Source organism: Rhizobium leguminosarum (genome assembly GCF_004123835.1).
Classification (GTDB): domain Bacteria; phylum Pseudomonadota; class Alphaproteobacteria; order Rhizobiales; family Rhizobiaceae; genus Rhizobium; species Rhizobium leguminosarum_M.
In genome coordinates, this window is record NZ_MZMU01000003.1 from 701,428 (window position 1) to 725,364 (window position 23,937).

Here is a 23,937-nt window from a genome sequence, read left to right on the forward strand (position 1 = left end):
GCGGCCGGGAGGTCCGGGTTTTTGGCGCTCGGATAAGAGCGCTTCCGTCACCAGCTTTTTCACGCCCGTTGCGCCCCTTTCTGGGCCGCCAGAAACGATTGTCCCGATATGACCGACACAGCCGAAAAGATCGATTATTCGAAGACCCTCTATTTGCCCGAAACCGATTTCCCGATGCGCGCCGGCCTGCCGCAGAAGGAGCCGGAGCTCGTCAAGCGCTGGCAGGAGATGGGTCTCTACAAGAAACTGCGTGCTTCCGCCGCCGGCCGCGAGAAATTCGTGCTTCACGACGGCCCGCCCTATGCCAACGGCAACATCCATATCGGCCACGCGCTGAACAAGATCCTCAAGGACGTCATCAACCGTTCGTTCCAGATGCGCGGCTACGACGCCAATTACGTGCCCGGCTGGGATTGCCACGGCCTGCCGATCGAATGGAAGATCGAGGAGAAATACCGCGAAAAGGGCAGGAACAAGGATGAGGTTCCGGTCAACGAATTCCGCCGCGAATGCCGTGAATTCGCCGCCGGCTGGATCAAGGTCCAGGCGGACGAGTTCAAGCGCCTCGGCATCGAGGGTGACTTCGACAATCCCTATACGACGATGAATTTTCACGCGGAATCGCGCATCGCCGGCGAACTCTTGAAGATCGCCGCGAGCGGTCAGCTTTATCGCGGCTCCAAGCCGATCATGTGGTCGGTCGTCGAGCGCACGGCGTTGGCCGAGGCCGAGGTCGAATACCAGGATTATGAGAGCGACACGATCTGGGTGAAATTCCCGGTCGTCGAAGGTCCGGTCGCGCTCAAGGATGCGTTCGTGGTCATCTGGACGACCACGCCCTGGACTATCCCCGGCAACCGCGCGGTCTCCTTTTCCGCGCGTGTCTCCTACGGTCTCTACGAAGTGACGGCCGCCGAGAACGATTTTGGTCCGCGTCCCGGCGAAAAGCTGATCTTTGCCGATAAGCTGGCCGAAGAATCCTTCGCCAAGGCCAAGCTGCAGTACAAGCGCTTGAGCGATGTCTCTGCGGCCGACTTCGCAGCGATGATCTGCGCGCATCCCTTCGAGGGTCTCGACGGCGGCTATGAATTCCGCGTGCCGCTGCTCGACGGCGACCACGTCACCGATGACGCCGGCACCGGCTTCGTCCACACCGCACCCAGCCACGGTCGCGAAGACTTCGATGCCTGGATGTCGGCTGTCCGCACGCTTGAGGCCCGCGGCATCGACGCCAAGATTCCGTTCCCGGTCGACGACGGCGGCTTCTACACATCAGACGCCCCCGGCTTCGAGGGCGCCCGCGTCATCGACGACAACGGCAAGAAGGGCGATGCCAACGACCGCGTCATCAGGGAGCTGATCGCCCGCGGCGCGCTCTTTGCCCGCGGCCGGCTGAAGCACCAATATCCGCATTCCTGGCGGTCGAAGAAGCCGGTCATCTTCCGCAACACGCCGCAATGGTTCGTCTATATGGACAAGGCCCTTGCCGACGGCACGACGCTGCGTTCGCGCGCGCTGGGTGCGATCGACGATACGCGCTTCGTGCCCGCCGCCGGCCAGAACCGCCTGCGCGCCATGATCGAGGGCCGTCCGGACTGGGTTCTTTCCCGTCAAAGGGCATGGGGCGTGCCGATCGCCGTCTTTGCCGACGATGAGGGCGAGGTCCTGGTTGATGAAGCCGTCAACGCCCGCATCCTCGAGGCCTTCGAATATGAGGGTGCCGACGCCTGGTTTGCCGAAGGCGCCAAGGAACGTTTCCTCGGCAATGACCACGATCATTCCCAGTGGACCCAGGTCATGGATATCCTCGACGTCTGGTTCGACTCTGGCTCGACGCACACCTTCACGCTCGAAGACCGCCCGGACCTGAAGTGGCCGGCCGACCTTTATCTCGAAGGTTCCGACCAGCATCGCGGCTGGTTCCATTCGTCGCTGCTGGAATCGGCGGCCACCCGCGGCCGTGCGCCTTACAACGCCGTCCTCACCCATGGTTTCACCATGGACGAGAAGGGCGAGAAGATGTCGAAGTCGAAGGGCAACGTCACAGCGCCGCAGGAGGTGATGAAGGATGCCGGCGCCGATATCCTGCGCCTGTGGGTGATGACCTCGGATTATGCCGACGACCTGCGCGTCGGCAAGACGATCATCCAGACCAATGTCGACGCCTATCGCAAGCTGCGCAACACCATCCGCTGGATGCTCGGCACACTCGCCCACGACAAGGGCGAGGAGATCGCGCTTGCCGACCTGCCGGAGCTGGAGCAGCTGATGCTGCACCGGTTGGCCGAGCTCGACGAGCTGGTGCGCGAGAACTACGATGCCTTCGACTTCAAGAAGATCGCCCGCGCGCTGATCGATTTCGCCAATGTCGAGCTGTCGGCCTTCTATTTCGATGTCCGCAAGGATGCGCTCTATTGCGACGCGCCGTCGAGTCTCCGCCGGCGCGCCAGCCTGCACGTCATCCGTCAGATCTTCGATTGCATGGTGACCTGGCTCGCCCCGATGCTGCCCTTCACCACCGAAGAGGCCTGGCTGTCGCGCAATCCGTCCGCCGTTTCCGTGCATCTGGAGCAGTTTGCCCCGGTTGCAAAGGAATGGCGCAACGATGCCTTGGCCGAGAAGTGGAAGAAGATCCGCGCCGTGCGCTCGGTTGTGACCGGCGCTCTGGAAATCGAGCGCAAGGACAAGCGCATCGGCTCCTCGCTGGAAGCGGCTCCCGTCGTTCATATCGCCGATCCGGAACTGCTGAAGGCGCTGGAAGGCCAGGACTTCACCGAAGTCTGCATCACCTCGGCAATCGAGGTCAAGGCCGGTGAAGGACCGGTGGATGCCTTCCGCCTGGCGGAGGTGCCTCAGGTCAGCGTCGTGCCGAAGCTTGCTGAGGGTGAGAAATGCGCCCGCTCCTGGCGCATCACCAGGGATGTCGGTTCCGATCCCGAATATCCTGATGTTTCGGCCCGCGACGCTGCTGCCCTTCGCGAGCTTGCCGCGCTCAAGTGAAGAATATTGCCGGGTGAATTGCGTTTTCGCGGTTCATCCGGTAAAAGCTGCCTGAAAATGGCCGGATTTTTGCGTCAGGGGGACGGTTGTCCGGTTGGGCGACGATTGCACCGGCAGGGCTGGAAGGGTTTTCATGTTAGCAACGCATTGGTTCCGTATGGGCGCCTGCCTGTCTGTTGTAGTGGCGGGATGTTCCCTGGTGTCCGGTTGCGCCAGCAGCCCGACCTACGGCACCGACAAGACCGCCATGGAACAGTTGACCGACGATCTCGGCCAGTCCGTGTCGTTGACCGGCCCGGACCCGAAGAACAAGGGCGTCAAATACACGCCGCGTCCGACGCTGGTGCTGCCGGCTCAGGCGCAGAAAGAGACCCTCGTCCCGCCGCAGCAGACGGTTGCCAACAAGGACAATCCGCAATGGCTTGAATCGCCGGAGGAGACGCGTGCTCGTCTCGTTTCGGAGGCCGACGCGAATTCGGACAATCCGAATTACCGCTCGCCGCTCGCCAGCTCTGCGATTGAAGGCGGCCGGCGCACGACGGAAGCCCAGACCAAGGCCTATCGTGAAGCCCGTGCCCTGCAGAAGGGCTCCTATGTCGACCAGCGCCGCTATATATCGGATCCACCGACCGGCTACCGCACCGTCGACGATCCGGCAAAGCTCGATGATGTCGGCGAGCCCGAGCTCAAGAAGCAGAAGAAGCGCAAGAAGGAAGCAGCGGTCGCCAACACCGGCAAGCAGTGGTGGAACTTCCTGCAATAGCTTTTTCGGCGCGCCGGCAAGGATGACGGCGCCGCGCACCGGCGCTGCGGATTACGGCGCCTCTCTTCGTTGCGAAAAGAACTTTCGCAACAGATCGGCCGATTGGACCTCGTTGAAGCCGGAATAGACCTCCGGGGCGTGGTGGCAGGTCGGCTGCCCATAGAATCGCACGCCATTGTCGACGGCGCCGCCCTTCGGGTCCTCGGCGCCGTAATAGAGCCTGCGGATACGCGCAAACGAGATGGCTGCTGCGCACATCGTGCAAGGCTCCAGCGTCACGTAGAGATCGGCGCCGACAAGACGTTCCTGTCCGAGCGCTTCGCAGGCGAGCCGGATCGCGGCGATTTCGGCATGCGCAGTCACGTCTTTGAGCTCGCGCGTGCGGTTTCCCGAGCGTGAAACGGCAATATCGTCGACAACGACCACGGCGCCGATCGGCACCTCGCCGCGTTCTCCGGCGGCACGCGCTTCTTCGAGCGCCATCTCCATGAAACGATTTGTCTTCACGATCGCAAGAATTTCCACTTAACCGCAGATGCGTGACCTGATAGACAGGCCCAAAAGGCAGGCAAACAACAAATGACACCCAAAGACAAGCCAAAACGCCCGGGCGCAAAGCCCCTTTCGCGGGATATCAAGTCGAAAGCCGGCCCGAAGGCGGACGGCGAGAAGCCGGCAAAGCCTGCGGCCGCTCGCGTGGCCGCCGCCGAGACCGATGGCGAGGCCAAGGCCGAACGCATTTCCAAGGTGATGGCGCGTGCCGGCGTCGCCTCCCGCCGTGACATCGAACGCATGATCATGGACGGCCGTGTGACGCTGAACGGCAGGGTTCTCGAAACCCCCGTCGTCAACGTCACGCTCGCCGACCGCATCGAGGTCGACGGCGTGCCGATCCGCGGCATCGAGCGCACCAGACTGTGGCTTTATCATAAGCCCGCGGGCCTGGTGACCACCAATGCCGATCCGGAAGGCCGCTCGACCGTGTTCGACAACCTGCCGGAAGAACTGCCGCGCGTCATGTCGATCGGCCGCCTCGACATCAACACCGAAGGCCTGCTGCTCTTGACCAATGACGGCGGTCTCGCCCGCGCGCTCGAGCTGCCGGCGACCGGCTGGCTGCGGCGCTATCGCGTCCGCGCCCATGGCGAGATCGATCAGGACGCGCTCGACAAGCTGAAGGACGGCATCGCCGTCGACGGCGTGCTCTACGGCTCGATCGAGGCGACGCTCGACCGCACGCAAGGTTCGAATGTCTGGATCACCATGGGTCTTCGCGAAGGCAAGAACCGCGAAATCAAGAACGTGCTCGGCGCGCTCGGCCTCGACGTCAATCGCCTGATCCGCATTTCCTATGGCCCGTTCCAGCTCGGCGACCTGCCGGAAGGCCATGTCGTCGAAGTGCGCGGCCGCACACTGCGCGACCAGCTCGGCCCGCGCCTCATCGAAGAAGCCAAGGCGAATTTCGACGCGCCGATCTACAATGCGGCGGCGGTCGCTGCCGAGGAAGAGGCAGAGCCCGCAGCACCGGAAAAGCGCGAGCGTCCGCGCCGTGACGAGGACAAGCGCGAACGGGCACTGAGCCGTCTCGACACCAAGCGCGATGACCGCCACGGTGGCGCGCGCAAAGAGGACGACCGCCGCGATGGCGGGCGCCGGGACGATGAAAGGCCAAAGCGCCCCCAGCTGCTCGGCCAGCGCCGCAGCGCCAATGTCTGGATGGCGCCCGGCGCCCGGCCGCTCGGCGAAAAGGCCGCGGCGAAAGCCGCCAAGAATGCGCAGACCGCACGCAAGCGCGGCGAGCAGTCGCCGGCAAGAGGCACTGGTTTCGATCGCATCGAAGATCACCCGCGTACGCAGGTGAACCGCGTGCGCGAAGAGGATGGCGAGTGGATCCGCTCGAGCGAGCAGCCCCGTCGCAAGGATGAGGGCGAGGGCTTCGGCCGCAAGCACGGCTTTGGCGATCGCCCCGCCCGCGAAGACCGCGGTTCTGGCGACCGCCCGGCGCGGGGCGAACGGCCGTTCAGTGATCGTCCCTCGCGTGGGGATCGACCCTTCGGCGACCGGCCGTTCGGTGATCGTCCCCCGCGTGGGGATCGGCCCTTCGGCGACAAGCCGCGTGGTGATCGCAAGCCGCGTGCGGATGGCGACGAGCGTCCTCGGGCCGCCAGAACCTCCGCCGGTGAGGGCCGTTCGGAGCGTCCGCGCGGCGACCGGCCGTTCGGTGATCGTCCCCCGCGTGGGGATCGGCCCTTCGGCGACAAGCCGCGTGGCGATCGCAGGCCGCGCGAGGACGGTGACGAACGCCCGCGGGCAGCCAGAAGCTTTGCCGGCGAGGGCCGCTCCGAGCGTCCGCGCGGCGAAAGATCGTTCGGCGACAAGCCCTCGAGTGACAGGCCTTCCGGTGACAGGCCTTCTGGTGACAGGCCGCGCGGCAAGGGCTTTGCGGCCAAGCCCGGTGGGGCCAAGCCTGGTGGGGCCAAGAGTTTTTCCGGCAAGCCGAAAGGTGCCAAGTCGGGCGGTGCCAAACAGGGCGGTGATAGGCCGGGCGGCGACAGACCTGCGGGCGGGCCGTCCAGAGGTGGTGCTAAAGGAAAAGGAATGACGCGCGGTGCGGATCGTCGGCGGTGAGTTTCGCGGACGGCCTCTCGCCGTGCCAAAATCCAACGAGATCCGGCCGACTGCCGACCGGACGCGCGAGAGCCTGTTCAATATATTGAGCCATGCCTATCCGGAATGCGTCGATGGCACCCGGATTCTCGACCTCTTTGCCGGAACCGGCGCCGTCGGCCTCGAAGCGGTTTCACGCGGCTGTCGCCATGCGCTCTTCGTCGAAAACAGCGTCGAGGGCAGGGCGCTGCTCTGGGAGAACATCGATGCGCTCGGCCTGCATGGCCGCACGCGCATCCTGCGCCGGGATGCGACCGATCTCGGCAGCGTCGGCAATCTCGAACCCTTCGACGTGCTCTTTGCCGACCCGCCCTATGGCAAGGGTCTCGGCGAAAAGGCGATGGCGGCGGCGGTCGCGGGCGGCTGGCTGCAGCCTGGCGCAATCGCCGTGCTCGAAGAACGCGCCGATATTGTCGTTTCCGTCCATCCTTCCTATGTTTTCCTCGAAAGCCGCATCTTTGGCGATACGAGGGTGCATTTCTTCCGATATCAGCCGCAATAAGCGGGGGCGGGCGTGCAGCAGGCAGAGATCATCAGCCCGAAATTGCCTGCGATCAGCGATCTGCCAACGGTTGCGGTCGCTTTCGGCGGCGGCGGCGCGCGCGGGCTTTCCCATATCCACATCATCGAGACGCTGGATGAACTCGGCATCCGCCCGGTGGCGGTATCGGGCTCGTCGATGGGCGCGATCATGGGCGCCGGCATGGCGGCCGGCATGTCCGGCGCCGAAATCCGCGAACATGCGCTGACGACCGTCGGCAACAAGACGGCGGTCGTCGCCCGCATCTGGGGCCTGAGGCCGGCGACGGTGCGTGATGCGGTGGCCAAGGGTATCCGCATCGGCCAGTTCAATCTGGAGCGGATCCTCAAGGCCTTCCTGCCGTCCGAGCTGCCGGCCCGCTTCGAGGATCTGCTGGTCCCGATGAAGGTGATCACCACGGATTATTACGGGCAGTGCGAAGTCATCATCGAGCAGGGCGAACTGTTTCCCGCACTCGCCGCCTCTTCCGCCATCCCCGCCGTCTTCATGCCGGTGCGCCTGCGCGACCGCGTGATGATCGACGGCGGCATCAGCAATCCGGTGCCCTATGAATGCCTGATGGATCTTGCCGACATCGTCGTCGGCATCGATGTCGTCGGCGCGCCGGAAGGTGACGGCACCCATATTCCGAACCGCATGGAGAGCATCTTCGGTTCCGGTCAGCTGATGATGCAGACGGCGATCTCGCTGAAGCTGAAGCTTCGCCCGCCGCATATCTTCCTGCGCCCGACGGTCGGCCGCACCGGCGTCATGGATTTCCTCAAGGCCCGCGAAGTCCTCGCCATGTCCGTCGGCGTCAAGGACGACCTGAAATTCGCCCTTGACCGGGAAATAGAAGCGCGGCTGAAGAAATGATGCTCCATTCCTTGATTTGGAACATTTCCTGGAATTGCTCTAAGCGTCCGCCGTCGCATCCGCGGTCCCGGCCAGCGGATCGTCCTCGAAAGGATCGGTAGCGCGTTTCGGCTTGACCAGTGGTTCGGGGCGGACAGGGTGGGAAAACAGCATGTCGCGCCCGGCCTGCAGCCCTTCGGACACCTGCAGCACTAGGCGCGCCTCGTCGCGCTTGCGGATATCCTCGCCGATTTCGTAGGCGTCGACCTCGGAAACGCCAAGCGCCTCCAGTGTTCGCCGTCCGAAGAGCAGGCCCGATTCCAGCGTTTCGCGCAGCTCGTAGTCGACGCCCTTGTTGCGCAGTTCGATCGAATGGATGCGGTCGTAGGAGCGCACGTAGAGCCGGGTGTGCGGATAGTCGGCCTGCACCAGTTCCACCACCTTGTCGGTGATTTCCTTCTTCTGCGTGCAGACCAGCACGATCTTCGCCCGGTCGATGCCGGCCGAGCGCAGCACATCCTTGCGGGCGCCGTCTCCGAAATAGATGCGGAAGCCGAAGGAGGAGGCCTGGCGGATGCGGTCGGCTGAAAAATCGATGACGGTGACGCTACGCCCGCCGGCAAGCAGGATCTGGGCGGCGATCTGGCCGAAACGCGAAAAGCCGACCATCAGCACATCGGCGCCCGCGCCCTCGAAATCCTCGTCCAGCTCCTCCTGCTCATCGCCGCGCAGCAGCCGCTTCGAAAGGGCCGCCCCGATCGGCGTCAGCGCCATGGACAGCGTGACGATCGCAACCAGCAGCGAGGCCGTGCTCGTCGACATCAGCCCGGCCGCCCCCGCCGTGGTAAACAGCACGAAGCCGAATTCGCCGCCTTGCGGCAGCAGGAAGGCGATGCGGATCGCATCGTCGTGCGGGGAGCCGGAGATCCGGCAGATCCCGTAGATGACGATCGCCTTGACGGCCATGACGATCGGCACGGCGACGATGACGAAGAGCGCGTTGTCAAAGAGAACGTCGAGCTGCAGCGACAGGCCGACGGCGATGAAGAAGATAGCGAGCAGCACGCCGCGGAAGGGCTCGATATCCGCCTCCAGCTCGTGCCGGTAAGAGGATTCGGCAAGCATCACGCCGGATAGGAAGGCGCCCATCGCCATCGAAAGCCCGGCAAGCTGCATCAGGCTCGCCGATCCCATGACGACGAACAGGGCAGCCGCGATCATTGCCTCGCGCGCGCCGGTCCGGGCGATGATCTGGAAGAGCGGCGTCAGAAGGTAGCGCCCCATGACGATCATCGCCGCAACCGCGCCGACGGCGATGGCGAAATCCAACAGCGGCGCGTTGCTGCCCTTGTCGCCGCCGTCGAGGATGGTGATCAGCGCCAGCAGCGGCACGATCGCCAGATCCTGGAACAGCAGCATCGAAAAGGAGCGCTGCCCGTATCTCGTATTGACGTCGCCGTCGCCCTCGAGGATCTGCATGGCGAAGGCGGTCGACGACAGCGCCAGGCCAAATCCGGCAACGATGCTGCCGCGCCAGTCGAGAACCTCAGAAAACCAGGCAAGCGCGGTCAGCGCCAGGCCCGTCAGCACCACCTGCGCCGTGCCGAGGCCGAAAATGTCGCGCCGCATCTGCCAGAGGCGGGTGGGCTTCAGCTCGAGTCCGATGATGAACAGCAGGAAGACGACGCCGAGTTCGGCGACGGCGAGGATCTGTTCGCCATCGGTGATGCCGTGGAAGACCGGGCCGATGACGATGCCGGCGGCGAGATAGCCGAGCACCGTACCTAGCCCGAGTTTCTTGAAGATCGGAGCGGCGACCACCGCCCCGCCAAGCAGCAGGATCGTTTCGGAAAAAAAGGCATTGGACGCTGACATGCTGACAATTTCTTTCGACGGCAGGGAGCACGCAGGCAGCCCCGATAAAGAATCGGCGGCGGCGGCCTTGATGCTTGGGAGAGTGCACAATAAATGGAAGCCGAAGGAAAGGCCAAATCATGTCCTCTGAAATTGATTCCTCGACACTTCTTTCCCGCGCAAGTCAATTGATCGATCTGGCAAGGAAGGCAGGGGCCGATGCCGCCGACGCCGTCGTCGTCCGGTCGCGCTCGCAATCGGTGAGCGTCCGCCTCGGCAAGGTCGAGGGCACGGAATCCTCCGAAAGCGACGATTTTTCGCTGCGTGTCTTCATCGGCAAGCGTGTCGCCAGCGTTTCGGCCAATCCGGGCTTCGATCTTCAGGCGCTGGCCGAACGCGCCGTCGCCATGGCCAAGGTTTCCCCGGAAGACCCCTTCGCCTGCCTGGCGGATGAGGCGAGCCTTTCGAGATCCTATCCCGACCTGCAATTGCTCGATACCACCGAGGTCTCCTCCGAGATGCTGCGCGAGGCGGGTCTTGCCGCTGAAGCCGCAGCCCTTGCGGTCAAGGGTGTCACCAACTCCTCCGGCGCCGGCGCCTCGGCCGGCATGGGCGGCCTCGTGCTTGCCACCTCGCACGGTTTTGAGGGCAGTTACATGGCCTCCCGTTTCGGTCATTCCGTCAGCGTCATCGCCGGTGAAGGCACCGGCATGGAGCGCGATTATGATTTCGACAGCCGCCTCTATTATGCCGAGCTCGACGATCCCTCTGAAATCGGCCGTCGCGCCGGCGAACGGGTGATCAAGCGCGTCAATCCGCGCCAGGTGCCGACCGGCAAGGACGTCACCGTGATCTTCGACCCGCGTGTCGCCCGCGGCTTTGTCGGCCATATCGCCGGTGCGATCAATGGTGCTTCCGTCGCCCGCAAGTCCAGCTTCCTGCGTGACAAGATGGGCCAACAGGTGCTGAAGTCAGGCCTCTCGATCACCGACGATCCGCTGATCGTGCGTGGCCCTTCCTCTCGGCCCTTCGATGGCGAAGGCGTGTCCGGCGAACGGCTGGTGATGATCGAGGATGGTGTTTTGAAGCACTGGTTCCTCTCGACCTCGACCGCGCGCGAGTTGGGTCTGGAGACCAACGGCCGCGGCGTGCGCGGCGGCACCGCCGTCTCGCCTTCCTCCACCAACCTTGCCCTGGAACCCGGCGACACCTCGCCGGAGGATTTGATCCGCAGCGTCGGCAACGGTTTTTATGTCACCGAATTGATCGGCCACGGCGTCAACATGATCACCGGCGAATACAGCCGCGGCGCCACCGGCTTCTGGATCGAGAACGGCGAACTCACGTTCCCGGTTTCCGAGGTGACGATCGCCTCGAACCTCAAGGAGATGTTCATGCGCCTGACGCCGGCAAACGACATCGACCGCAAGTTCGGCGTCGCCGCCCCCACCTTCGCCATCGAAGGCATGACGCTTGCCGGACGTTGAGAAATGGATTGATCTGATGAGCGACATGGAGAAAGCCCGCTGGCAGAGCGATCTCGCGCTGATCGTCGATGCTGCGAAAGAGGCGGGCGCCGTCGCTTTCGGCTTCTTCAACCAGTCTCCCGAGGTCTGGTGGAAAAACGAGGACCGTTCTCCCGTCAGCGCCGCCGATTTCGCCGCAAACAAGACGCTCGAGACTATCCTGCGCAAGGCCCGGCCGGAATATGGCTGGCTGTCGGAGGAAACCGACGACGATGCCCACCGTCTCTCGCGCGAGACGGTGTTCATCATCGATCCGATCGACGGCACGCGCGCCTTCCTCGGCGGGCAGAAGGTCTGGTGCGTCAGCGTCGCGGTCGTTCATCGCGGCCGGCCGGTCGCCGGTGTGCTCTATGCCCCGGCGCTTGAGGAGCTCTATGAGGCGGTCGAGGGCGGCGTGGCGCTGAAAAACGGCGTTCCCTTCACCGTCTCGGCCGCCGGACCGGAAGAGATGAGCCGCCTTGCGATCGGCGACGACCTGCTGAAGACCTTTCCGCTGGAGTTCCAAGACCGGGTGACGCGCGAGAAATACATCCCCTCGCTCGCCTATCGCATCGCCATGGTGGCGGACGGTCGTCTCGAAGGCACCTTCGTCAAGGACAATTCACATGATTGGGACCTTGCGGCTGCCGATCTGATCCTTGTTTGCGCCGGCGGCGGCCTCGTCGATATCGAAGGCCAGCCGATCGTCTACAATCGCGCCGAAGTCACCCACAAGGTCCTCTGTGCGGCGCCAACGCCCCGCATCGGTGAATTCCTCGCGGCCTTTGCGGGGCGACGAGACAGTTGACGTTTCCGTCAAAATCCCGCAGATGGGTGGCGGAGGAGAATAGGCAGAAAGAGAACAAAAAATGACTGAATCCGGTGACAAGAAGCAACTTTTGCATCTCGTTTTTGGCGGCGAACTGGAAAGCCTCGATGACGTCCAGTTCCGTGACCTGCAGGGTCTCGATATTGTCGGCATTTTCCCGGATTATGCCACTGCGCTGACGGCCTGGAAGGCGAAGGCGCAGCAGACGGTCGACAATGCGCATATGCGCTACTTCATCGTCCACATGCATCGTTTGCTCGATCCGCAGGAAAAGGCCAGGGGCAACTGACCCGAGCCAAGTGCCGCCGACCGGCCGCTCGTCGAGCGGGCTTTGGTGCATGGCGTGCGCCCGTCGTTCCGGATTGTCTGACGCATTCTGAACAAATTGATCGGTCATTGCGGCCGCAACGATAATGAGGGAATGGGTTTGATGTCGATCGGTTTTGATCGGAGGCTGGCGCGATGAGTTCCCGGATGGCGCGGTTCGGTCTGAACGCATACCGTCTGGCGGGAACCGTGGCCTCTCCTGTGGTCGGCCTCTATATCACCTACCGCACGGCCAAGGGCAAGGAAGACCGGGCGCGCCGCCTGGAACGCTTCGGTTATCCGAGCGCCAACCGGCCGCAAGGCCCGCTCGTCTGGTTCCATGCCGCAAGCGTCGGTGAAACCAACGCAGTCATTCCGCTGATCCGCGAAATCCGCCGCCGCGACATCCATGTCATCCTGACGACCGGCACCATCACGTCGGCCAAGCTCGCCGCCGAGCGCCTCGGCCAGGAAGCGATCCATCAATATGTGCCGCTCGACCTGAAGCCCTCCGTCAGCCGCTTCCTCGATTATTGGCAGCCCGATTGCGCCATCATCGCCGAATCCGAGATCTGGCCGGCAACGGTGCTGGAGCTCGGCCGCCGCCGCATTCCGCAGATCCTCATCAATGCCCGCATGTCGGACCGCTCCTTTGCCCGCTGGCGCCGCCGCCCGGCGATCGCCGAAGCCTTGTTCGAGAATCTTGCCCTCGTCATCGCCCAGTCGGATGTCGATGCCGAACGTTTCCGCGATCTCGGCGCCGTGCCCGTCATCACTTCCGGCAATCTGAAGGTCGATACCGACGCGCCGCCTTATGACAGCGCTGTGCTTGCCCGCTACAAGAAGCAGATCGGCGAGCGCAAGACCTGGGCCGCGATCTCGACTTTCGACGGCGAGGAGAATGCCGCCGCCATCGTTCACCGGGCGCTCAGGGAGCGCGACCATCAATTGACGATCATCGTGCCGCGCCATCCCGAGCGCAGCGACGAGATCGAGGCAGCCCTGGTCAAGCAGGGGCTGAAGGTCGCCCGCCGCACCCGCGACGATGTCTTGTCCGCCGATGTCGATATCTTCCTCGGCGATACGATCGGCGAAATGGGCCTCTATCTGCGCCTGACGGAAATCGCCTTCGTCGGCCGCTCGCTCTTTGCCGAAGGCGGCCAGAACCCGCTGGAGCCTGCCATGCTCGGCTGCGCCATTCTCTCCGGCGGCCATGTGCAGAATTTCCGCGATGCCTACCAGAAGCTTGCCCGCAGCGGCAGCGCCCGCATGGTGCGCGATACTGAAATGCTGGCCAAGGGCGTGCATTATCTGCTGATCAACGACGACGCCCGCCGCAACATGATCGAGGCCGGCATCACCGCCGTGCACGAGATGCGCGGTGCGCTGACGGCGACGGTGAAGGGGCTGGAACCCTATATCAATCCGTTGACGGTGAAGGCGCGGCTGCTACCCAAGGCCGTCGCCCAGGTCTGAGGAGCGAAGATGTCGGCAGCGTCCCCTATCAAAGGCATTCTCTTCGACAAGGACGGCACGCTCCTCGACTATGACGAGAGCTGGCTGCCGGTCAACCGCGAGCTTGCCCGCATCGCCGCCAAAGGCGATGCGCTTCTCGCCGACCGGCTGCTTTCGGCCTGCGGCATGGATCCGGTGACCGGCCATATCGTTCCCGATAGCCTGCTTGCCGCCGGCAATACCCGCCAGATCGCCGAGGGTCTGGTTGCGGCGGGCTCGATGGTTGATGTCGGCGAGCTGACGATCCGCCTCGACGATCTCTTTTCCAGCGCCGCCGAATTTTCCGTGCCGGTGACCGATCTCGCCGGCTTCTTCGCTCGGCTGCATCGGCGCGGCTTCAAGCTTGGTGTCGCCTCCAGCGACAATGAGCGGTCGATCCGCCAGACGGCGGAACGTTTCGGTTTTGCCCGTTATGTCGATTACATCGCCGGCTATGACAGTGGTTTCGGCGTCAAGCCGGAGCCGGGCATGGTGCTCGGCTTCTGCGCCGCGACCGGTCTTTTGCCGGAGGAAGTCGCCATGGTCGGCGACAACAATCACGATCTGCACATGGGTCTGAATGCCGGCACGGGCCTGAGGATCGCGGTGCTGACGGGCACCGGTTCGCGGGAGACGCTTGCCGCTGCGGCCGACCACGTGCTCGACGATATCACCGCCATCGAGACGCTGCTGCCGGACCTGCAGCCCGCCTGACGGGTAAGGGCTTGCATTTTCATCGATTTTGGCTTCTCAATCCGGCCAGTCGAGGGGCAGGGGAGCGGGACGGCAAGATGATATCTGAAGCGCCACCGTTCTGGTGGAGGAAAGCCGATTGGCGGGCCTGGCTGCTGCTGCCGCTTTCTTTTCTCTATGGCCGTATCGCCGGCCACCGCATGGCCCATGCGCGCCGCGCCTTCGTTCCCATCCCCGTCATCTGCGTCGGCAATTTCACTGTCGGCGGCGCCGGCAAGACGCCGACGGCGCTGACGATTGCCCGCGCCGCCAAGGCGAAGGGGCTGAAGCCCGGCTTTCTCAGCAGGGGTTACGGCGGCTCGCTCGATGTGACCACCGTAGTCGATCCCGATCATCACCGGGCGATTGCCGTCGGCGACGAGCCCTTGCTGCTTGCCCAGGAAGCGCTGACGGTGATTTCCCGCCGGCGCGTCGATGGTGCTGCGCGGCTGGTGGCGGAGGGCGCCGATCTCATCATCATGGATGACGGTTTCCAGAGCGCCCGGCTGGCGATCGACTATGCCCTGCTCGTTATCGACGCGACGCGCGGCCTCGGCAACGGCCATATCGTTCCGGGTGGCCCGGTCCGCGCGCCGATCCGCCAGCAGCTGCGTTCTGCGACCGCTTTGCTGAAGGTCGGTGGCGGCAACGCCGCCGACCGGATCGTCCGCATGGCGGCGCGCGCGGCAAAGCCCTATTTCACCGCATCGCTGAAAGTCCGCGGTGACAATACGCTGGCCGGCACGAAGGTGCTCGCCTTTGCCGGCATTGCTGATCCCGCCAAATTCTTCCGCACGGTTGAATCGCGCGGCGCCGAGATCGTCGTCGCCAAGAGCTTCGGCGATCACGAGCACCTGACCGAGGAGGAGATCGACGACATCCTGACGACCGCCGAGCGTCAAGGTCTCCTGATCGTCACCACCTCCAAGGATTTCGTCCGCCTTTCCGGCCATCACGGCAAGGCGACGCGGCTCGTCGAAAAGAGCCGGGTGATCGAGGTCGACATGGTCTTTGAGGATCACCTCGCCCCCAGCCTCATCATCGACCGGGCGATCGCCGCCTGCCGCGAGCGGCGCCTGCGGGAGATGAAGGCCGGGGGTAAGGCAGTTCCGGGAAAGGCTGAACCGCTCTAAAGCATGTCGCGCAAAAGTGTGCCGCGGTTTTGCGACAACGACATGCGTAAAAACAAAGACCTAAAGCGCGAGGAGCGAATCTGAATGATCGCGACGCGCTTTAGCGGGCTGCTGCAAAACGTCTCGTCCCGCGTGTATCTGTACAGGCAACGCGATCACGCGATCGAGCGAAGCAAAGTCTCGCGGGCGGAAGTCAGATGCAATCGACAAGCGCGATCGATCGAAGCGATATTGCGGCTTTCCAGGGCTTCGATCAACGCGAGATGTTCCCTGATGGCGACCTCGTTCCGCGCGCGTTCATCACGCTTGTTCCACTGATAGTGATAGTGGAAGACCATGGTTATCACGTCTTGGAAGCTTTCGATAAAGCGGTTTGGCGCGACTGCCGTAATCAGCCGGTGGAATCGGCTGTCCAGCTCCGAGAAGTCCTGAAACCGGGCGTCGATATCCGCGAGCAGTTCCAAATGTGCCGCCCGCATAGCTTGGATCTGCTTCCAGACGGGCGAGCCGTCGGGCAGGGCAGCGAACAGCCGTGCGGAGCGCATTTCGAACATCTCTCTGATCTCGAATAGTTCGAGTGCGAAACTGGCTGTGAACCCTTTAAAAACCCAGCCGGCATTCTGACGCTTCTCGATCAGCCCATATTTCTGAAATCGATTGAGAAACTCACGGACGATCGTTGTCGCGACGCCGAATTTCCGAGCTAATTCCGCCTCATTGATTTCTGTGCCCGGACAGGCATCGCCGCGCAGCATCCATTCCATGAAGCTCGTCTCGACCTGTTCCGAAATGGCCAAGGTCTCTTCCTTCGGATAGCGCTCTATCTGCCGCGGCTGCTCACCTATGATCCGCCTGTGCGCTTCAGATATGATGATCCCACGGGCGGACATCCCCGCCAGCACCTTCCGCACCGTCGTTCTGCTCACGCCGAGCTGGGCGCGCAGGGCATTTTCGGACGGCAATTCCTCCCCGAGATCGAGGGTCCGAATGATATCGATCATATCGTTGAATGCTCGTTTGAAGGTGGTGTCAGTTCTCATGACTCAACTCCAGGTATGATTAACTATCCATAAAAAACAAGTTGACGTACGTGTATCATATGTTTCTTATGTATAAAAAACGAGGGAGGCTAGGGGAATTTGGAAGACTCCGGGATTCTGCCTCAGAATTCGTCGCGGCCTGGCGGTTCGCAGGATGCAACCTTCCATCCGAGACAATCTGGCATCACCTTGGGGCTGAGGCTATTGAGCCTGGGCCCACTATTGATCCTCATTATGCTCATCGCCGTCGTCAGTTTGATCACGCCGGCTTTTCTAAAGCCCATGAACGTCGGGAACATCCTTGCGCAGACGGCAGTGATTGCCGTTGTCGCAATGGGGCAGCAGCTCGTTATCCTGACGCGCGGGATTGATCTGTCTGTCGGCTCGAATCTTGCGCTCGCAACAGTCATTGGCGGACTCGTCTACCAGCAGGTTGATTCCTCGATCGTCGTCATTGTGGCCATGCTGCTTGCGGGTGCGGCTGTCGGTGCGGTCAACGGCGTGGTCTTTGTCTATGGTCGGCTGCCGCACCCCTTCATTATTACACTTGCGAGCTTGAGTATCTGCCGCGGCCTGGCACTTGCCTTGGCGCCCGGCCACACCACCATGCGCGGGATGCCCGATGCAGTGACTGCGATCGGTGGCGGTACGACGCTTGGTGTGCCCAATTCCTTCTTTGTCGTTGCGATGTTCGGGTTTCTTTTTCTGATCCTGACGAAGTCGATGGTCTGTGGCCGATGGATCTATGCGGTCGGCGGCGCGCCGGATGCCGCCAGAAGCATGGGCATACCGGTAAAGGGTGTTCTGCTCGCAACCTATATTATTTGCGGGTTTTGTGCAGGTGTCGGCGCGGTGCTGCTTGCAGGGCGGACCGCCGCCGCCTCGCCAATCTACGGCAATCTTTTGGAACTCGACACGATTGCTGCGGTGATTATCGGTGGCGCTAGTTTCCTTGGCGGACGAGGCCATCTCGGCCACGCTCTGATCGGCGCCGTGCTGATCGGCGTCATCCGCAACGCCCTTAATCTTCTCGGGGTCGACGTGTTCTTTCAAATGATCGCGATTGGGCTCGTCATCGTCATCGCCGTAGAGGCTGATGTGCTTCGCAACCATCTCGAGGCGCGCGCACGCATGCTTCAATCGGCGAGAGTACAATGAACCCGGCATCCACCACACCGGCACTTTCGGTTCGAAACGCGCAGAAGCGCTTTGGCGCCATCCATGCCCTGAAAAATGTAAGCTTCGATGCCTACTCCGGTGAGGTAACCGCTCTCTTGGGTGACAACGGCGCTGGCAAGTCGACGCTCGTCAAATGCATCAGCGGGCTTCATCGTCTCGACGAAGGAGAGATCCTTGTGGATGGTGCGCCTGTATCACTCCATTCAACGGCGGCAGCCCGCCGTGCCGGTATTGAAACCGTCTATCAGGATCTGGCGCTTTTCGACAACCTGACCCCCGTACAGAATTTCTATTGCGGACGAGAAATCTCTTTCCCCTCCTGGCTGCCGCGTCCGCTCCGTTTCCTCAACACGGGCGCGATGAAGCGGGAAGCAGCAAGTGTCATCGATCGCCTGAAGGTTAAGCTGCCGAGATTCGACGCGCCGGTCGCGCTGATGTCTGGGGGGCAGCGACAGGCGATCGCGGTCGCGCGCGCCATTGTTTTTGCGCGCAAGCTGGTGGTTCTCGACGAACCAACGGCCGCCCTCGGGCTTCGCGAGTCTCGCCAGGTTCTTGACCTTATCAATCAGCTCAAAGCCGACGGCAATGCCGTGATCATCATCACCCACAATATGGAACATGTCGTTGAAATCGCCGATCGGGCGGTTGTGTTGCGGCAGGGTCGCAAGGTGGGTGAACTGAAGCCAACGGAAGCCAACAAGCAGGACATTGTCGCGATGATTGTCGGCGCCGAGGCTTAAGGGAGATCGCTGCTTCGTTAGGGCAGCGGACAACGAGATCGCTCTAGAGGAGGGCGGTCGAAACATGGGAGGTAAACATGAAACCGCAATCCCTGCTGGGAGCGCTTGCGCTCCTGGCCGTCGCTGCAGTCCCGTCCTTGGCGCAGGAGCCGGTGAAGCTCGGCTTTATAACCAAATTCCCTGTACCGTTCTTCGCAACAATGGAGAACGCAGCTAAAGACTATGCAAAGAGAAATCCCGGCGTCGAGATCATCTACGGGCAGGGTGCATCCGCAACCGACATCGAGGGCCAGATTGCCCAGATCGAGTCCATGGTGACACGAGGCGTGCAGGGCATCGCCCTGACGCCCGTCGATCCCACCGTGTCCACTGCCCTGGACAAGGCGGTGGCGGCCGGCATCAAGGTCGTGCTGATGGATAACAATATTCCGGATTGGAACGGCAGGACGGCGCTTGCCACGACCAATAATTTCGCCGCCGGCAAAATCGCCGGCGAATATCTCAAAACTGTTCTTAAAGCCGGCGACACGCTCGGAATTCTCGAGGGCGTGCCCGGTGTGCCGGCGCTTGATGACCGTGTGACGGGAATGCTTGAAGGGCTGAAGGGACTTGATGTCGAGATCGTCGGCAAAGGCGCAACAAACTGCACCGAGGAGCTCGGGATTAGTGTCGCCGAGGATCTGCTGACGAAGAACCCGGACCTCAAGGCCATTTATGCCGCTTGCGGCCCGCCCGCTGCTGGCGCGGCGCGCGCCATCAAGAACGCTGGCACTGCCAATGACAAGATTGTGCTGGTCGGTTTCGACTTCTGCTGCGGCGAAGAGGAAGCGCTGAAGAGTGGGGTCGAGGATGCGTCGGTGGCACAGTTCCCCACCAAGATGGCTGAACTCGGTGTGGATGCGTTGGTAAAATCGATTCGCGGAGAGAAGGTTGAGTCTTTGATCGACTCCGGCGCTGCGCTCGTAACGCCTGAGAATATGGCGAAATTCAAGTAACGGTTGCCCTCCGCCGACCGCATAGGCGGCGGAGGCAAACCTCACCCCGCTGTCGGGATATCGTCGTGCCCTGTGGCCCGGAGCCACGCCGGCCAGTCGATGCGAAGTTGTCGGGGATGAGCCTATGGTATTTCAAGTCGTCGGGTGACCGATGGATATTTTCCGTGCAGCAGCTCCGGGCTGCAGACCGGAGAACCATCGCCAGAACCTCCGACGCGGATCGCTAGCGCCGCTGGTTCGGCAGCACGCCGGCGCGTTTGTCGGCTTCGATTGCCGAGATCACGTCGGCATAGGGCTCCTGCCGGGCGACGCTCCAGTAGCGCAATTCGTCGAGCGGGATCTGTTTCCCCGTCATCGCGCAGACGACATAGGAGCCGGGCGAGAGAATCTGGAAATCGCCATCGAGATACCGGATCTTCGCTTCGCGGTTTCCATGGCCTTCGAACAAATTCATGCGCTCCGTTCCCTGCAGTCTGTCATCCCTTTGCCATACTCCCGCAGGGACTGCTTTTCCAGCTTTTTTAGCTTCTGCCGAAAAGCCGTTCGATATCGCTGAGCTTCAATTCGATATAGGTCGGCCGGCCGTGATTGCATTGGCCGGAGCCGGGCGTCACTTCCATTTCCCGGAGCAGCGCGTTCATTTCCTCCGGTCGCAGCCGCCGTCCGGAGCGCACCGATCCGTGGCAGGCCATGGTCGCTGCCACATATTCGAGCTTGGCCGACAGGCCCGACGCCGTGTCCCATTCGGCGATCTCGTCGGCAAGCTGGCGGATCAGCCCATGCGCATCGACCTCGCCGAGCATCGCCGGCGTCTCGCGCACGGCGATCGCCCCGGGGCCGAAACGCTCGATCGAAAGGCCGAGTTCGGAAAGCTCAGCTGCGTGCTGCATCAGCCGGTCGCAATCCTCTTCCGGAATATCGACGATCTCGGGGATGAGCAGCACCTGCGAGGCCAGCCGCTTCGAATGCAGCGCCTTGCGCATCGCCTCGAAGACCAGCCGTTCATGCGCGGCATGCTGGTCGACGATGACGAGCCCGTCCTCGGTCTGGGCGACGATGTAGTTTGCGTGGACCTGCGCCCGCGCCGCGCCGAGCGGATACTTCGCGGTCGGTTCAGGGGCTGCCGGCTGCGGCGAAAACTGCGGCTCGGCCCGCGCCGTCGGCATCGAAAGTCCGTCGAAGGACGCCTGTGGCCGCTCGCCGAAACCCGTTGTCGGCTGATAGGGGCGGGAGGGCGACGTTTCGGCCGACCATGGCGTCTGCGGCCGCTGAGCGTACGGCTGGAAGCCGGGGCGGAAGGAGCGCAGCATGTCGCTCGCGCCGGTCGTCGCCGCCCGGCTGCCGTCGCGCGCCAAGGCCTCGCGGATGGCGCCGACGATCAGGCCACGCACCAGGCCCGGGTCGCGGAACCGCACGTCGGATTTTGCCGGATGCACGTTGACGTCGACGAGAGCGGGATCGAGCGTGATCGACAGCACCGCCACCGGATAGCGTCCGGATGGGATCGTCTCGGCATAGGCGCCGCGGATCGCCGAGAGGATCAGCTTGTCCTGCACCGGCCGGCCGTTGACGAAGGCGTATTGATGGGCGGAGTTGCCGCGATTGAAGGTCGGCACGCCGGCAAAGCCGGCAAGCGAGATCTCTTCGCGCGCGGCGTCGAGCGCAATGGCGTTGTCGCGGAATTCCTTGCCGAGCACCTGCGCCATGCGCGCCAGATGGTCGTCGCCGGTCGCCGGAAATTCCAATGTCGTGCGGTCCGAGCCCGACAGTACGAAGCGCACGGCGGGAAAGGCGATCGCCATGCGCTTGACGATTTCGGTGATGGCGCCGGCCTCGGCTTTTTCCGTCTTCAGGAATTTGAGCCGGGCCGGTGTGGCGAAGAACAGGTCGCGCACTTCGACGATCGTCCCGGGATTGGCGGCAGCCGGGCGCAGATGCGCGATCTTGCCGCCGGCAACGGCAATCTCGTGGCCGCCGGCGCTGTCGCGCCTGCGGCTTGCGATGCTGAGTCTGGCGACCGAGCCGATCGAGGGCAGCGCCTCGCCGCGGAAGCCGAGCGTGCGGATATCCTCGAGCGTCTCCGAGATCTTCGAGGTGCAGTGGCGCCTGACCGCCAGTTCCAGATCGGCAGCATTCATGCCCGAGCCGTTGTCGCTGACGCGCAGCAGCGCCTTGCCGCCGCCTGATGTGGCGATTTCGATGCGCGTCGCGCCCGCGTCGAGCGCGTTTTCGATCAGTTCCTTGGCAGCGCTCGCCGGCCGTTCGATGACTTCGCCGGCGGCGATCTGGTTGATAAGCGTTTCGGAAAGCTGTGTGATGGCCATGGGCTATTTTCGGGGATTCGCGGGCCGGAGGGAAGGGGTTTCGACAGGCTTTCCCGAAACGTGATCCGGTCCTCCCCCAAATTTGGGAATAGGTAATGTTAAGCCGGTTTTAACATAAAAATGGCATTTCTAATCACATACCTCCGGAAGCTGTGAAATCGAACAGATGTGGGACGCAATAGCATGAGTGCCGGCTTCGAAAAGGCGGACACATCATCAGAAATCGATGGGACTCCCGCCGAGGCCGATCTGCAGACGGCGCTTTTCGATGTAGTGTGCGACAGCCTTTCCACAGCTTTCATCATCTACGACAAGAACGATCATCTGGTCTTCGCAAGCCGCCAGACCCTCGAATTCTTTCCGCTGCCCGCCGAAATGCTGAAGCCGGGCACGCGGCTTCGCGATTTCCTCGGCGCAATGTACGACACCGGCATTCGCCAGCAGTATGATGTCAGGCAGGGTGGCTCGTTGAGCCGCGAAGACTGGCTGTCGCAGAAAATCGCCTCGCATTGGCGCGAGCGCTTCGACGCCGTCGAGCGCCACGGCGCCGACCGCTGGGTCCGCTTCGTCAAGCGCAGGCTGCCGGGCGGTTACGGCGTCACCATCATCTCCGACATTTCCGAGAACAAGAAGCGCGAAGAGCAGTGGCGCTCCGATCTGGAGCGGGTGCAGCTCACCGAGGACATTCTCGACAATCTGCCGTTCCCGCTGTTCGTCAAGGATCGCAACCTCACCTATGTCGCGGTCAACCTCGCCTTCTGCGAGAAATATCAGACGAGCGCCGACGAGGTGCTCGGGCGCAAGAGCGGCGATCTTTTTTCAGAAGAGATCGCCAAGCGCTTCGAAGAAAGCGACCGCCATGTGCTGGAGACCGGTGAGATGTCGGTCTCCCGCCAGCGGCAGATCTCCCGCGACGGCATCGAGCGCGATATCGTCAGCCGCAAGCACCGCATCGGCAAGCCTGGCCGCTATTTCCTGGTGTCGACCATGCAGGACCTGCCGCGCGACGGCGCCGATCTCGACGAGTTCGGCCAAGCGTCCGCGATCACCGCCTCCAGCAATCAAAGCTATCGCCGCGCCTATGTGCCGGTACCAAGCGGCATCGCACGGCGCGAACCGGCGGCGATGGAAGCGATCGTTCCGGAGAATTTCTCCGGCCGCAAGGTCCTCGTCGTCACGGCCGACCTCGCCGCCGAGACCGCCGCGCTGCGGACGCTGACGAAATACGGCTTCGAATCCTGCTCGGTCCGCGGCGAAGATGAAGAGGAGCGGTTCCTGGAAATCGCCACCTCCTCGGGCATCTCGCTCGATCTTCTGATCATCGACAACCAGATGGGCATGCGCTGCCTCGAACTTGCCGAGCAATACGGCATCCCGGCGCTCGTCATGGACGGTTTCCAGATCGCCAACGAGCTCACCTTCCAGATTGCCCGCCATTTCAATCGCAACAGCCGCAGCGCCGCCGATTCGGATGCGGATTGGGAAATCAGCATTTCCGACGATCCGGTCGGCCTGCAGGTTCTCGTCGCCGAAGACAATGATATCAACCAGATCGTCTTTTCGCAGATCCTCGAAGGCCTCGGCTATCGCCATATGCTTGCGGCGACCGGCGACGAGGCCGTGCGCCTCTGGGCCGAGCACCGGCCGCAGATCGTGCTGATGGATATTTCCCTGCCGGGCTTCAACGGCTTCGAGGCCGCGCGCCTCATCCGGCAGATGGAGGAAACCGGCGGTGGCATCCGCACCCCGATCATCGGCGTGCTCACCCAGGCCTTCGAGCGTGACCGCGCCGAATGCGTCAAATCGGGCATGGACGACGTCATCATGAAACCCGTCAGCCCTGACATGCTGGAGACTATATTTCAGAAATATCTAATGAATGAGGGCATGCGGGCGGCCCGAAACTGAAGCATGTCGCGCAAACGTGTGCAGGTGCCAAAATACCCGTCAACTCCCTAGATTTTAGGGAGGTTCAAGCGGTTATGCCGCTGATTTACTATC

20 protein-coding genes are annotated in these 23,937 nt (G+C 62.8%); 15 read left to right on the forward strand and 5 right to left on the reverse strand.

Annotated elements, in window-relative coordinates; all coding sequences use genetic code 11:
- Positions 1–108 precede the first annotated feature (108 nt).
- The gene (gene ileS, locus B5P46_RS07145; protein WP_129418073.1) at positions 109–3,000 is read left to right on the forward strand and encodes an isoleucine--tRNA ligase; all 2,892 of its coding nucleotides are present in this window, start codon (positions 109–111) and stop codon (positions 2,998–3,000) included.
- Positions 3,001–3,133: 133 nt separating this feature from the next.
- Complete coding sequence (locus B5P46_RS07150) at positions 3,134–3,763, forward strand: hypothetical protein (RefSeq protein ID WP_129418074.1); 630 nt, start codon at positions 3,134–3,136, stop codon at positions 3,761–3,763.
- Positions 3,764–3,814: 51 nt separating this feature from the next.
- On the opposite strand, the gene B5P46_RS07155 is transcribed toward B5P46_RS07150, so the two are convergent.
- A complete protein-coding gene (locus B5P46_RS07155; protein ID WP_041936180.1) occupies positions 3,815–4,252 on the reverse strand; it encodes a nucleoside deaminase in 438 nt (145 codons plus the stop codon).
- Between the two features lie 90 nt (positions 4,253–4,342).
- Between B5P46_RS07155 and B5P46_RS07160 the strand changes: the two genes are divergently transcribed.
- From B5P46_RS07160 to B5P46_RS07170, 3 genes are read left to right on the forward strand one after another with little or no spacing between them, the layout of a single operon-like run.
- Positions 4,343–6,391, forward strand: coding sequence for a pseudouridine synthase (locus B5P46_RS07160; protein ID WP_129418075.1), 2,049 nt, complete (start codon positions 4,343–4,345; stop codon positions 6,389–6,391).
- The gene (gene rsmD, locus B5P46_RS07165) at positions 6,372–6,932 is read left to right on the forward strand and encodes a 16S rRNA (guanine(966)-N(2))-methyltransferase RsmD (protein WP_129418076.1); all 561 of its coding nucleotides are present in this window, start codon (positions 6,372–6,374) and stop codon (positions 6,930–6,932) included. The genes B5P46_RS07160 and rsmD overlap by 20 nt, the downstream gene beginning before the upstream one ends.
- Positions 6,933–6,944: 12 nt before the next feature.
- Positions 6,945–7,826 carry a patatin-like phospholipase family protein gene (locus tag B5P46_RS07170; protein WP_129418077.1) on the forward strand — a complete coding sequence of 294 codons (882 nt, stop codon included), beginning with the start codon at positions 6,945–6,947 and terminating at the stop codon, positions 7,824–7,826.
- Between the two features lie 39 nt (positions 7,827–7,865).
- Here B5P46_RS07170 and B5P46_RS07175 read toward each other — a convergent pair whose 3' ends face one another.
- On the reverse strand, positions 7,866–9,680 hold the full coding sequence (locus B5P46_RS07175; protein WP_129418078.1) for a monovalent cation:proton antiporter-2 (CPA2) family protein: 1,815 nt from the start codon (positions 9,678–9,680) through the stop codon (positions 7,866–7,868).
- A gap of 119 nt (positions 9,681–9,799) precedes the next feature.
- On the opposite strand from B5P46_RS07175, the gene B5P46_RS07180 reads away from it, so the two are divergent.
- The 6 genes from B5P46_RS07180 (at position 9,800) to lpxK (ending at position 15,658) form a co-directional block, all read left to right on the forward strand.
- Positions 9,800–11,146: a TldD/PmbA family protein gene (locus B5P46_RS07180; RefSeq protein ID WP_129418079.1), complete on the forward strand. Its 1,347-nt coding sequence runs from the start codon at positions 9,800–9,802 to the stop codon at positions 11,144–11,146.
- A 16-nt stretch (positions 11,147–11,162) separates the two neighbouring features.
- Positions 11,163–11,972, forward strand: a complete 810-nt coding sequence (locus B5P46_RS07185; RefSeq protein WP_129418080.1) for a 3'(2'),5'-bisphosphate nucleotidase CysQ — start codon at positions 11,163–11,165, stop codon at positions 11,970–11,972.
- A gap of 61 nt (positions 11,973–12,033) precedes the next feature.
- Positions 12,034–12,282 carry a DUF4170 domain-containing protein gene (locus tag B5P46_RS07190; RefSeq protein WP_018244984.1) on the forward strand — a complete coding sequence of 83 codons (249 nt, stop codon included), beginning with the start codon at positions 12,034–12,036 and terminating at the stop codon, positions 12,280–12,282.
- 173 nt (positions 12,283–12,455) lie between these two features.
- On the forward strand, positions 12,456–13,775 hold the full coding sequence (gene waaA, locus B5P46_RS07195) for a lipid IV(A) 3-deoxy-D-manno-octulosonic acid transferase (RefSeq protein WP_129418081.1): 1,320 nt from the start codon (positions 12,456–12,458) through the stop codon (positions 13,773–13,775).
- Positions 13,776–13,784: 9 nt separating this feature from the next.
- Positions 13,785–14,507, forward strand: coding sequence for an HAD family hydrolase (locus B5P46_RS07200; RefSeq protein WP_129418082.1), 723 nt, complete (start codon positions 13,785–13,787; stop codon positions 14,505–14,507).
- 77 nt (positions 14,508–14,584) lie between these two features.
- On the forward strand, positions 14,585–15,658 hold the full coding sequence (gene lpxK, locus B5P46_RS07205; RefSeq protein WP_129418083.1) for a tetraacyldisaccharide 4'-kinase: 1,074 nt from the start codon (positions 14,585–14,587) through the stop codon (positions 15,656–15,658).
- A 155-nt stretch (positions 15,659–15,813) separates the two neighbouring features.
- Here the strand turns inward: lpxK and B5P46_RS07210 are convergent, their stop codons facing one another.
- Positions 15,814–16,698 (reverse strand): GntR family transcriptional regulator, encoded by an 885-nt coding sequence (locus B5P46_RS07210; protein ID WP_129418084.1) that lies wholly within the window; start codon positions 16,696–16,698, stop codon positions 15,814–15,816.
- A gap of 99 nt (positions 16,699–16,797) precedes the next feature.
- On the opposite strand from B5P46_RS07210, the gene B5P46_RS07215 reads away from it, so the two are divergent.
- The 3 genes from B5P46_RS07215 (at position 16,798) to B5P46_RS07225 (ending at position 19,612) form a co-directional block, all read left to right on the forward strand.
- Entirely contained in the window at positions 16,798–17,856 is a 1,059-nt protein-coding gene (locus tag B5P46_RS07215; RefSeq protein WP_206735319.1) for an ABC transporter permease, read from the forward strand.
- The gene (locus tag B5P46_RS07220; protein WP_129418086.1) at positions 17,853–18,617 is read left to right on the forward strand and encodes an ATP-binding cassette domain-containing protein; all 765 of its coding nucleotides are present in this window, start codon (positions 17,853–17,855) and stop codon (positions 18,615–18,617) included. The genes B5P46_RS07215 and B5P46_RS07220 overlap by 4 nt, the downstream gene beginning before the upstream one ends.
- A gap of 77 nt (positions 18,618–18,694) precedes the next feature.
- The gene (locus B5P46_RS07225) at positions 18,695–19,612 is read left to right on the forward strand and encodes a sugar ABC transporter substrate-binding protein (protein WP_129418087.1); all 918 of its coding nucleotides are present in this window, start codon (positions 18,695–18,697) and stop codon (positions 19,610–19,612) included.
- A 223-nt stretch (positions 19,613–19,835) separates the two neighbouring features.
- On the opposite strand, the gene B5P46_RS07230 is transcribed toward B5P46_RS07225, so the two are convergent.
- Complete coding sequence (locus B5P46_RS07230; RefSeq protein ID WP_003588271.1) at positions 19,836–20,066, reverse strand: DUF2093 domain-containing protein; 231 nt, start codon at positions 20,064–20,066, stop codon at positions 19,836–19,838.
- Positions 20,067–20,133: 67 nt separating this feature from the next.
- The gene (gene mutL, locus B5P46_RS07235; RefSeq protein WP_129418088.1) at positions 20,134–21,936 is read right to left on the reverse strand and encodes a DNA mismatch repair endonuclease MutL; all 1,803 of its coding nucleotides are present in this window, start codon (positions 21,934–21,936) and stop codon (positions 20,134–20,136) included.
- A 183-nt stretch (positions 21,937–22,119) separates the two neighbouring features.
- Here mutL and B5P46_RS07240 point away from each other — a divergent pair, with 183 nt between their 5' ends.
- On the forward strand, positions 22,120–23,844 hold the full coding sequence (locus B5P46_RS07240) for a response regulator (protein ID WP_129418089.1): 1,725 nt from the start codon (positions 22,120–22,122) through the stop codon (positions 23,842–23,844).
- The last annotated feature ends 93 nt before the right edge of the window (positions 23,845–23,937 follow it).